The sequence below is a fragment of the Janthinobacterium sp. BJB446 genome, assembly GCF_002735655.1.
GTDB lineage: Bacteria > Pseudomonadota > Gammaproteobacteria > Burkholderiales > Burkholderiaceae_D > Janthinobacterium > Janthinobacterium lividum.
On the sequence record NZ_PDZK01000003.1, the window covers coordinates 21,623 to 32,618 of the forward strand.

The 10,996-nt window shown below is 65.3% G+C and carries 8 protein-coding genes; 6 read left to right on the forward strand and 2 right to left on the reverse strand.

Going from position 1 to position 10,996, the window contains the following annotated elements:
- Nucleotides 1-5: 5 nt before the first annotated feature.
- A complete protein-coding gene (locus CSQ92_RS19470; RefSeq protein WP_034751548.1) occupies nt 6-377 on the reverse strand; it encodes a hypothetical protein in 372 nt (123 codons plus the stop codon).
- Nucleotides 378-946: 569 nt separating this feature from the next.
- Here CSQ92_RS19470 and xth point away from each other — a divergent pair.
- On the forward strand, nt 947-1,711 hold the full coding sequence (xth, locus tag CSQ92_RS19475; protein WP_034782197.1) for an exodeoxyribonuclease III: 765 nt from the start codon (nt 947-949) through the stop codon (nt 1,709-1,711).
- Between the two features lie 86 nt (nt 1,712-1,797).
- Here xth and CSQ92_RS19480 read toward each other — a convergent pair whose 3' ends face one another.
- Complete coding sequence (locus CSQ92_RS19480; protein WP_099395380.1) at nt 1,798-5,460, reverse strand: sensor domain-containing protein; 3,663 nt, start codon at nt 5,458-5,460, stop codon at nt 1,798-1,800.
- Between the two features lie 211 nt (nt 5,461-5,671).
- Here CSQ92_RS19480 and prpR point away from each other — a divergent pair, with 211 nt between their 5' ends.
- From prpR to CSQ92_RS19505, 5 genes are all read left to right on the forward strand, one after another.
- Nucleotides 5,672-7,297 (forward strand): propionate catabolism operon regulatory protein PrpR, encoded by a 1,626-nt coding sequence (gene prpR / locus CSQ92_RS19485; protein ID WP_099395130.1) that lies wholly within the window; start codon nt 5,672-5,674, stop codon nt 7,295-7,297.
- Nucleotides 7,298-7,322: 25 nt separating this feature from the next.
- Nucleotides 7,323-8,261 (forward strand): phytanoyl-CoA dioxygenase family protein, encoded by a 939-nt coding sequence (locus CSQ92_RS19490; RefSeq protein WP_099395131.1) that lies wholly within the window; start codon nt 7,323-7,325, stop codon nt 8,259-8,261.
- A 90-nt stretch (nt 8,262-8,351) separates the two neighbouring features.
- Nucleotides 8,352-9,224, forward strand: coding sequence for an alpha/beta fold hydrolase (locus CSQ92_RS19495; protein WP_070282846.1), 873 nt, complete (start codon nt 8,352-8,354; stop codon nt 9,222-9,224).
- Between the two features lie 3 nt (nt 9,225-9,227).
- Entirely contained in the window at nt 9,228-10,277 is a 1,050-nt protein-coding gene (locus tag CSQ92_RS19500) for a sensor histidine kinase (RefSeq protein WP_070282789.1), read from the forward strand.
- Nucleotides 10,274-10,993 (forward strand): LytR/AlgR family response regulator transcription factor, encoded by a 720-nt coding sequence (locus tag CSQ92_RS19505; RefSeq protein WP_099395132.1) that lies wholly within the window; start codon nt 10,274-10,276, stop codon nt 10,991-10,993. Before CSQ92_RS19500 ends, CSQ92_RS19505 begins: the two co-directional genes overlap by 4 nt.
- Nucleotides 10,994-10,996 lie beyond the last annotated feature (3 nt).

Genomic DNA, 10,996 nt, shown 5'->3' on the forward strand with positions numbered 1-10,996 from the left:
TCCCCTCAAGCCGTTGAATCTTCGCTCTTGTCGTCGGCCAGCGCCTTCTGCTTCTGCTTCAGGCCCTGGATCACTTTCAGTATGCCTTCCATGCCGGCCGCGCCATCGGCGCCGCTGAAGGCGTCGAGCACTTCATTGAGCACCTTGTTGCGCACGGTCGCTTCATCGGAAGACATTTCCAGCGCGCGCTGGGCTTTCGCCGCCTTTTCGGCAGCGCTCACGCGCGGCTTGGCAGCCGTCTTGCCATGCGTCAGAGCAGCCTGCCAGATAACCCAGCGGCGCTGGGTCTCGAAAATCAGGTACTCATCCGGTTTGTCTTCTCTTCGCCGCACAATGTGGCCGTCACGCTGCGCCCACGCTTCAAATGCAGTTCGCATTTTCTTCCTTTGCAAATGCTACGCGCAAGTCTCACTATTAAAACTGCAACATTTCAAAATAGTACCATCTATTGATGTCGCAAAACAGTCTCATAGATATAGTACTGCAATTTATATAACAAGTCTGGCGGCGCCAGGGACGGAATTGACACTCCGTCCCCGGCACAGTGGTCATGTAATCGGAATAGCAATTACAACTAATTACAACTGCTTCCTGTCTGGTTGCCAACTTGGCCGTAACAAAGCTGTGTGACACAGTTGTTACACGGTGCCATTTTAGTAGTTTTTATCGCGTTTTAGCGAGAAACTTTACACCTTTGTCGCGTTAATCAGCGAGACGCATCCTGCCACGCCAGCCACTTATGCCAAATCAAACATAGGGGTTGATCAATGATACACAAAAACATAATATTCATGCGCCACGATTGGTTAAGTATAAATACTTTATTTGTACTCTTTTTCCCTGCCAGCAAATAAAGCTCCTACCCGGCAAGCGGCGCAAGACGTCATCGACACGCATGCGGTAAGATTCGCGCCTAACGATACCCATTCAAGCAAGGATTTTTCCCATGAAACTCGCCACCTGGAACGTCAACTCGCTCAAAGTGCGCCTGCCGCAAGTGCTGCAGTGGCTGACAGACAACCCGGTCGACATACTCTGCCTGCAAGAGACCAAACTGACGGACGACAAGTTCCCCGTCGCCGAGATCGAGGCGGCCGGCTACCAGGTGGTCTTCAGCGGCCAGAAAACGTATAACGGCGTGGCCATCCTGTCGAAGCTGCCGATCACCGACGTGGTGAAGAACAACCCGCGCTATGAAGATGCGCAGCAGCGCATCCTGGCCGCCACCATCGGTGGCGTGCGCGTCGTCTGCGCCTACGTGCCGAACGGCCAGAGCGTCGACTCGGACAAGTACGAATACAAGCTGGGCTGGCTGGCCGCCCTGCACGACTGGCTGGCCGAAGAAGCGCAGCAGCACCCGCAACTGGCCGTCGTCGGCGACTACAATATCGCGCCCGACGACCGCGACGTGCACGACCCTGTCGCCTGGGAAGGCCAGGTACTGGTGTCGGACAAGGAACGCGCCGCCCTGCAGCGCCTGTTCGACATCGGCCTGACGGATGCCTTCCGCCTGTTCGAGCAGGCGGACAAATCGTTCAGCTGGTGGGATTACCGCCAGTTGGGCTTCCGCCTGAACAAGGGCCTGCGCATCGACCACATCCTGCTCTCGCCCGCCCTCGCCGCCCGCTGCACGGCGTGCGTCATCGACCGCGTGCCCCGCAAGTGGGAACAGCCGTCCGACCATGCACCCGTCGTGGCCACCATCGACTAGACAGGGCGCGCATCATCGACAGTGGAGCACTCGCCCCGCAAGTGGGAACAGCCGTCCGACCATGCGCCAGTCGTGGCGACGATTGACTAGCTAACGGCTATCCGCTCCAGCAAGGCCTGCGCGTTCACGGCAGGCACTGGCGCGGAAAACAGATAGCCCTGCGCATAGCGGCAGCCGTTCGCCTGCAGCAGGGCGAACTGCTCTTCCGTCTCCACGCCCTCGGCCACGGCCGACAATTGCAGGCTGTCGGCCAGCGCGATGATGGCCGCCACGATGGCGCGGTCTTCCCCGCTGTGCTCCAGATCCTTGATGAAGGCGCGATCGATCTTGACCTTCTTCACGGGGAAGCGCTTCAGGTAGGCCAGGCTGGAATAGCCGGTGCCGAAATCGTCGATCGACAGGCGCAAGCCCATGCCATTGATCTGGCGCAAAATCTCCAGCGTATGCTCGCCGTGCTGCATCAGCGCCGTCTCGGTGATCTCGAATTCCAGCAGCGCCGGGTCGATGCCCGTTTCCCGCACCACGGCGCCAATCGCCGCCACCAGGCCCTTGTGCATGAACTGGCGCGGCGACAGATTCACCGCCAAGGGCACGGGCTGCAAGCCCTGGCGCTGCCAGGCCATGCTTTGCTCGCAGGCCTGGCGCATCACCCATTCGCCCACCGGCACGATCAGGCCGTTTTCCTCCATGATGGGAATGAAGCGGTCCGGCAGCACCAGGCCGTGGCCCGGGCGGCGCCAGCGCAGCAGCACTTCCATGCCGTGCAGCCGGCGCGTGGCGATATCGATGACGGGCTGGTAAAACAGTTCGAACTGCTGCAGCGCCAACGCCGTGCGCAAGCTGCTTTCCAGGTCGAAGTGCAAGGCCGCCGCCTGGTTCATCGTCTGCGTGAAGAACTGGTAGTTATTGCGGCCATTGCCCTTGGCGTGGTACATGGCCGCATCCGCATGGCGCATCAGGGCGTCGACGTCGCCGCCATCGTCCGGATACAGGCAGATGCCAATCGACGGCGTCACGTGCAGCACATGGCCGTCGAGCGGAAAGGCGGGTGTCAGCGCTTCGATGATCTTCTCGGCCACGCGCGCCGCTTCGTCGCTGCCGCGGATGCCCGGCACCAGCACGACGAATTCGTCGCCGCCCAGGCGCGCCACCGTGTCGCTGGCGCGCACGGCGCCGCACAGCCGGGCGGCCACTTCCTTGAGCAGCAGGTCGCCCGTCATGTGGCCCAGCGAATCGTTGATGGTCTTGAAGCGGTCCAGGTCGATGAACATCACGGCCAGCTTGCGCCCGGAACGCTGCGAGGCCAGCATGGCCCGTTCCAGCCTGTCCGACAGCAACGCGCGGTTCGGCAAGCCTGTCAGGTTGTCGTGATAGGCCATGTGGTGCACCCGCGCCTCGGCCTGGCGCCGCTCGACGATCTCGCCCTGTAACAGCAGGTTGGCGCCGGCCAGTTCGGCCGTGCGTTCCTGCACGCGCAATTCCAGCTCGTCGCGCGCGCGGCGCACCGCCTCGGCCGCCTCGCGGCGCGCCGTCACGTCGTCGACCAGCCACACGGAACGGCCATGCGCATGCGCCAGGTCGAACGGCCGGCCGGACAGGCGCGCCCAGAAGCGGCTGCCATCCTTGCGCACCAGCTGGTATTCCGACATGTGCACGCGTCCCGCATCGAAATCGCGCGCCGTCTCGCCGCGCGCCACCTTCCACGCGGCCATGTCCGGATACAGGGCCTGCACCGACAGGCCGTTTATTTCACCCGGTCCATAGCCGAACAGCTCTTCCATCTTGCTGTTGGCACGCAAATTGTAGCCGCCCTCTATCACCGAGATGCCCAGCACGGCGCTGTCCAGGATGGCCTGATTTTCCAGCAGCGCGTTGCGCAGGGATTCTTCGGCGCGCTTGGCTTCCGTGCGGTCCTCGATGATCCAGATGGTGCCGGCGGCGGGATCGTCCGGATTGACGACATAGGCGATCAGCTGCGCCCACAAGGTGCTGCCGTCGCGGCGCATCATTTCCACTTCCGTCTGGAAGGGCTTGGCCACCGACAGGAAGGGGAAGGCCGCCGCGCCCAGCAGCTCGTACGATTGCTGCGACACGTACAGCGCGCGCCCGGGCAAGCCCAGCGCCTCGTCGCCGCTATAGCCGAACATCGCGGCAAAGCCCAGGTTATAGCGCGTGATCAGGCGGTTCTTGGTATACAGGATGCTCACCGAGGCATTCGTCATGATGGCCGCCACTTCCATCTGCGTCTGGCGGCTGGCCGTGATGTCTTCCAGTATCCAGATGGCGCCCTGCTCGCTGTGCGTCTGGTCGACGGCCTTGGCGCGGATGCGGCACCAGAACAGGCTGCCGTCGCGGCGGCGGAACAGCGATTCATCCTGCTCGTAAGGCAAGCCCTGTCCCAGCAGCGGCGTGGCCTGCACGCCAAACTCCTCGTAGGCGGCGGGCGACGGAAACAGTTCAGCGGCGGGCAGGCCCGTCATCTCCTCCTGCGCGTAGCCGAACATTTCGGCGAAACGGGGATTGCAGCGCAGGATCAGGCGCGAACGGGAAAACAGGATGCCGACGGAGGCATTGTCGAGGATAGCCTGCTGCTCGAGCATCAGCTGGCGCGTCGCCTCCTCGGCCGCCTTCTGCGCGCTGCGGTCGTCGAACAGCCAGATCGTGTCGCGCAGCGCGCGGTCGGACTGGCTCTCGGGATTCAGCACATAGCCATACGCCAGCGCCCAGAACGTGGAGCCGTCGCGGCGGCGCATCTCCATCTCGCCCTGGAACGGCAAGCCGCGCCGCAGCAGCGGTGCGGCCTGGCGCACGACATTGTCATACGCCGCGCGCGACGGATACAGGTCGGCGACGGCCAGGCCCACGCCGCTGTCGCCGTCAAAACCGAAGCATTCGGCGAAGCGCCGGTTATAGCGCAGCACGCCCTTGTCGCGCTGAAAACCGATGGCCAAGGGCGCGTTATCCATCACCGCCTGCATTTCCAGCATGGCGCGCCGCAGCTGGTCTTCATCGCGCCGGTGGTCGCTGATGTCTTCGATGATCCAGACCGTGCCGTCATGCGTATTGAGGGGATCGACGGCGCGCCCGTGCAGGCGACTCCAGAACAGGGTGCCATCCTGACGCCGCAATTCCAGTTCCGTGCGGTACGGCTTGCCCTTCGACAGCAGCGGCGCCGCTTCCAGCCCCAGGGCGCGGCAATGCTCGGCGGAGCGGTACAGCACTGCGCCCGGCATGCCCGTCAGCTGGTGACGCGCGTAGCCGAGCATCTCGGCGGCGCGGATATTGCACTCCTCGATGAAGCCGCCCTTGGAAAAGACGATGCCGACGGCCGCGCTTTCCAGGATCGCCTGCTGCTCAAGCAAGGTCTTGCGCAAGGCTTGCTGGTCGCGCTGCTGCACGCTGATGTCGGCAAACACGAGAGTCGCACCGGGCAAGCCATCGTCCACCAGCAAGGGCCGCGACCAGACCTGCACGGCGATGGCGCCCGCCTCCCCTTCCAGGCTGCTGTCCCAGTGCCGCTCGCGCCCGGCCGCGCCAAGCGTACCGCGCAGCATGCTGGTGCTCGACGCGCGGTAAGCGTCCGTAAAGCAGTCGGCCAGCAACCGGCCCGCCATATCCCGCCCCAGCAGGGCCTGCAAGGCGCCATTCGCGGCCACCACCATGCCGCAGGCATCGCAGGCGCAGGCCGGCAAGGCGATCAGTTGCAAGGCATCGGCGATGAAATCGGGACTGGTCGGTACGCGGTTCATGGACACCATGGGATGGTTAAGGACAAGATAAACATGCGCCTGGGCAAATATTCTTCCAAGCATCATGGTGCTGCTAGATCATAAACCAGTTTCCCGGGGTTTTTTCATATTCCTTATTGGCAATATCTGAAACACCACAGACCACTTGCAACACGCCCGTTGCAACGCCGTTGCATGGCTGAAAAATGAAACAAATCGTTTAGAATAAAGCATGCGCCGCCCTCCCCAACCTCCGCTCGACCACCGCGACAAACCCGTCATCTGGACCGTCTCCGTCTCGCGCCTGTTCGACCTGTTCCGCGACATCACGCTCGAATACGACGACCTGGCGACGATCGAACCGATCAACCTGGGCTTCGACGACGCCGTGCGCCACATCCGCGAACGCATGGCCACGGAGCGCTGCGACGCCGTCATCGCGGCCGGTTCGAACGGCGCCTACCTGAAAGGCAGGCTGTCGGTACCCGTCATCATCGCCAAGGCCAGCGGCTACGACGTGATGCAGGCGCTGGCGCGCGCGCGGCGCATCTCGCCGCACATCGGCGTCGTCACCTACCAGGACCCGATGCCGGAACTGGCGGAATTTGCCGCCACCTTCGGCTTCCAGATCTTTCAGCGTACCTATGCCACCGAGGAAGACGCGCGCGCGCAGATCAATGAACTGAAGGCGGCCGGCGTCAAAGCCGTCGTCGGCGCGGGCCTCGTCACCGACCTGGCCGAAGAGGCGGGACTGGCCGCCGTCTTCGTGTATTCGGCCACGGCCATCCGGCGCGCCTTCGACGATGCGCTGGAACTGGCGCGCCTGACCCAGATCGAATCGAACCGGGGACGCCGCACGGTAGTGGCCGACACCCTGCGCGCGCGGCACGGCCTGCACGATCTGCGCGGCGAGTCGGAAGCGATGGAAGCGCTGCGCCAGTCGGTGGTGCTGTATGCGCGCTCGCCGGCAACGGTGCTGATCCAGGGAGAAACGGGCAGCGGCAAGGAACTGGTGGCGCAGGCGATCCATCGCGAAAGCCCGCGCAGCCTGGGCGCGAACCGCCCCTTCATCGCCATCAACTGCGGCGCCATCGCCGAATCCCTGCTGGAATCGGAACTGTTCGGCCACGAGGATGGGGCCTTCACGGGTGCACGCAGGGGCGGCCATGCGGGCTTGTTCGAGGCGGCCAACCACGGCACCCTGTTCCTCGACGAAATCGGCGAAATGCCGCTGGCCCTGCAAACGCGATTGCTGCGCGTACTGGAAGAGCGCGAAGTGGTGCGCGTGGGCGGCACGCGGCCCATCGCCATCAATGTACGCATCATCAGCGCCACGCATTGCGACCTGGAACAGCGCATCCGCGAAGGACGCTTCCGCGCCGACCTGTTCTACCGCCTGGCCGTGCTGCGCCTGCATTTGCCCGCATTGCGCGAACGCGCCAGCGACATTCCCGGCCTGGCCGAGTGGTCGCTGAAAAACGCGCTGGCCGCGCTGGGCGCCCGTCCGCACCCCAACCTGCATGCGGAAATCCAGGCTTGCGCGCCGCTGCTGCGCCGCTACGACTGGCCCGGCAACGTGCGCGAACTGCGCAACCTGGCCGAGCGCCTGGCCCTGTTCCTGGCCGCCGAACCGCTGCAGGCGCTGACGCCCGCCTTCGTGCTGGGCGTGGCGCCGGAACTGGCCAATGCTGCCGGCACGCCGGTGCCGCTGCCGGCGCCGGCCGCCGCCATCGCGCCGCGCCCGGAAGACGAAAGCGCCAGCGCCGTGCTGGCGCGCTTTGGCGGACGCCGCGACGCCGCCGCCCACTACCTCGGCATCAGCCGCACCACCCTGTGGCGCCGCCTGCGCACCGGCTGATTTCTTCAACCAGACAAAAGACACCATGGACGACTGGCCTCACTTGCACGAATTATGGCAACGCTGCACGGGACACGGCGGCGCGGCCGGCAGCCAGGGACTGGCGCGCGACCACCGGGACATCAAGGCGCTGTATGCGCGCGGCATTTTTATGGAAGACGCCATGCAGTTCCTGTTCCAGCAACGCCCTACGCTGGAAGCCTTCCAGGCGTGGCTGGCCGGCCGCACGCGCGTCCGCCCGGCGCACGCCGCCAGCGCGCATCAGGACGTGCTGTCGGCCGCCGAACTGCGCCATTTCGATGAGCACGGCTACCTGGTGCTGCGCGGCGCCGTGCCGCGCGCGCAGTGCGTCGCCGCACAAACGGCGATATGGGAATACCTGGGCGCCAGCCCCGATGATATGGCATCGTGGTACCGGCCGCACCCGGGCAAGCGGGGCCTGATGCTGCAGTTTTCCGACCATCCGGCCCTCGAGGAAAACCGCCACTGCGCGCACATACGCCACGCCTGTCAGCAGCTATATGACACCGGCATCGGCGCCGGCACCGGCATCTACGCCAGCATCGACAAGGTGAGCTTCAATCCGCCGGAAACGCCGCAGCACCGTTTCCTTGGCAGCGCCCTGCACTGGGACGTCAGCCTGCAACAGCCGGTTCCCTTCAAGCTGCAAGGCATGCTGTACCTGAGCGACTGTCCGGCGCAGCACGGCGCCTTTCACTGCGTGCCCGGCTTCCAGCACCACATGGCCGGCTGGCTGCGGCAAGTACCGCCGGGCCGCCAGCCGCGCGAATGGGCCGTCGAGGACTTGCGGCCCGTGCCCGTCGAAGGCATGGCCGGCGATTTCATCATCTGGCACCAGGCCCTGCCCCATTGCGCCACGCCCAACCGCGGCCCGGCGCCGCGCATGGTGCAGTACCTGACCTACCTCCCGGAGCACTGCCAGGACCAGGATGCGTGGATCTGAACCACTCATCCCGCCCTGGCGCCGCTCATCCCGCAGCGCTGGCAGCCGCGCCCCTGCGCCGCTAGCATGGTCGTCAAGGAGGAACACCCCATGAAACGAACACTGCAAACATTGATCTTACTCAGTACCGCGCTGCTGGCAGGCGCCAGCCAGGCCGCCGCGCCCGCGGCATTCAAGGTCGAGGTCACAGGACAAGGCCGTCCCCTGGTCCTGATTCCCGGCCTGGCGTCTTCCGGCGAAGTCTGGCAAGGCACGGTGGCGCGCCTGTGCGGCCCGCAAGCCGCACGCCAATGCCACGTGCTGACACTGGCCGGCTTTGCCGGCGTGGCGCCCATCGAGGGCGACCTGCTGGCGCAGGCCGAGCAACAACTGGCCGACTACATCGGCACCCAAAAACTGGGCCAGCCGGCCATCATCGGGCATAGCCTGGGCGGCTTCCTGGCGTTGAAAATGGCCATCGACCATCCTGACCAAACGGGCAAGCTGGTGATCGTCGACTCGCTGCCGGCGCTGGGCGCGACGCAGCTGCCCTCCATCACGCCGCCGCAGCTGCAAGCCATGGCTGCGCAGATGCAATCGGCCATGCGCGCGCAGGATGGCGCCACCTACGCCGCCAGCCAGCGCCGCACGGTAAGCAGCATGGCCAGCGCGCCGGCCGACGTGGAGCGCATCATCGGCTGGGGCCAGCGCTCGGACCGCGAGACGGTGATCAAGGCCATGGGCACCCTGGTGGCCAGCGACCTGCGCCAGGACGTGGCGAAAATAAAATCGCCAACCCTGGTGCTGGGTACCTGGATCGCCTACAAGGACTATGCGCCGCGCGCCGCCATCGAAGCGACCTTCCAGCAGCAGTATGCCCAGCTGCCCGGCGTAAAAGTCGCGCTGGCCGACACGGCACGCCACTTCATCATGTACGACCAGCCGGACTGGATGCAGGCGCGCATCGAACAGTTCCTGGACTAGGCGATGAACGCACCCTTGCATCGGCCGCCGCCGCTGGCCAGGATCAACTGGTACTGGACCTTCCAGCTGGTCGGCTGGGGCGCGCTCACCCTGTTCAACAGCGTGTATGGCGGCTCCACGCAGCTGCGCATCGTCGTGACCATTGCCAGCTGGGGCTCGCTGGGCGGGCTGCTGCTGTCGCACCTGTGGCATGGCGTCCTGCGCCGGCGCGGCTGGGCGGTGAACGGCTTGCGCTGGCGACGCATCGTACCGTCGCTGATCGTGCTGGCCGCCATCCAGACGGCCAGCGTGACGGCCGCCTTCCACGTCATGTATCCACCGGATACCATCCGCGGCATCGCCTGGCTGCCCGGCGCGCTGCTGTTCTGGTTCGGGGTATTCCTGACCTGGACGGTGTTCTACTTCACCGCGCTGTCGCTGCGCCGCGCCAGCCGTTTCGAGGCCGAGGCGCTGCGCCTGGAAGTGCTGGCCAAGGATGCCCAGTTGCGTGCCCTGCAGGCGCAAGTCAATCCGCATTTTTTCTTCAACAGCCTCAATAGCGTGCGCGCGCTGATCTTCGAAGACCGCGAAGCGGCCGCGCACATGATCGACCAGCTGGCCAACCTGATGCGCCATGCGCTGCAGTCCAGCCAGCACGCCACCGTGCCGCTGGCGGCAGAACTGGAGGCCGTGCGCGCCTACCTGGCCATCGAACAGAGTCGCTTCGAGGAACGCCTGCGCGTCAGCTTCGACATCGCCCCCGGCTTGGAGCTCGTGCGCGTGCCGCCCATGGCCCTGCAAACGCTGGTGGAAAATGCCGTCAAATATGGCGTCGAAGCGAGTGCCGATGGCGGCGACATCCGCATCGCGGCGCGGCGCGGCGCTGGCATGGATACGCTGCAGATCGAGGTGGCCAACACGGGCAGGCTGCGCAGCGCGTCCGGCTCCACCGGCATCGGCCTGCGCAATGCGCGCCAGCGCCTGCAGCTGGCCTGCGGCGAGCGCGCCAGCCTGGAACTGTGCGAACAGGCGGGCTGGGTACACGCCACCATCCACTTGTCGGAACTGGCATGAACGGCCAGCCGCTCAAGATACTGCTGATCGATGACGAGCGCCTGGCGCGCGCCGAGCTGCGGCGCCTGCTGGCGCCGCATGTGCAGCAAGGTGCCGTGGAAATCGTGGGCGAGGCGGCCAGCGCGGCCGACGCCATCACGCAGATCGGTAAGCTGCGCCCCGACCTGCTGCTGCTCGACGTGCAGATGCCGGGCGGCTCCGGCTTCGACCTGCTGGCCGCGCTGGACGATGCGCCCGACGTCATCTTTTGCACGGCCTTCGACCAGTACGCGCTGCAGGCATTCGAGGTCAGCGCCCTCGACTACCTGCAAAAACCCGTGCAGGCGGCGCGCCTGGCCACGGCGCTGGCGCGTGCCGGAGCGCGGGCGCAAGCCGTGCCGCCGCCTGCGCCGCGCAAGGTCTTCATCAAGGATGGGGAACGCTGCTGGTTTGTGGCGTTTGACGATATCCGCCTGCTGGAATCGGAAGGCAACTACACGCGCGTGCATTTCGGCGTGCAGCGTCCGCTGATGCTGCGCACCCTGAACCAGCTGGAAGAAAAACTCGATCCCGCCCTGTTCCTGCGCGCCAACCGGCGCCAGATCGTCAACCTGGCGCAGGTGGCGCAGCTGTCACCGAACGGCGCCGATGGCCTCGACCTGCACCTGCTGGATGGCAGCGTGGTCGAGGTCTCGCGCCGCCGCGCGCAACAGTTCAAGGCCGCCTGCGGCCTGTAGCGG

Coding starts and splice junctions, on each gene's coding strand:
- CSQ92_RS19505 (WP_099395132.1), top strand. CDS start 10,274: ATGAACGGCCAGCCGCTCAAGATACTGCTGATCGATGACGAGCGCCTG.
- prpR (WP_099395130.1), top strand. CDS start 5,672: ATGCGCCGCCCTCCCCAACCTCCGCTCGACCACCGCGACAAACCCGTC.
- CSQ92_RS19500 (WP_070282789.1), top strand. CDS start 9,228: ATGAACGCACCCTTGCATCGGCCGCCGCCGCTGGCCAGGATCAACTGG.
- CSQ92_RS19495 (WP_070282846.1), top strand. CDS start 8,352: ATGAAACGAACACTGCAAACATTGATCTTACTCAGTACCGCGCTGCTG.
- CSQ92_RS19490 (WP_099395131.1), top strand. CDS start 7,323: ATGGACGACTGGCCTCACTTGCACGAATTATGGCAACGCTGCACGGGA.
- xth (WP_034782197.1), top strand. CDS start 947: ATGAAACTCGCCACCTGGAACGTCAACTCGCTCAAAGTGCGCCTGCCG.
- CSQ92_RS19470 (WP_034751548.1), bottom strand. CDS start 377: ATGCGAACTGCATTTGAAGCGTGGGCGCAGCGTGACGGCCACATTGTG.
- CSQ92_RS19480 (WP_099395380.1), bottom strand. CDS start 5,460: ATGAACCGCGTACCGACCAGTCCCGATTTCATCGCCGATGCCTTGCAA.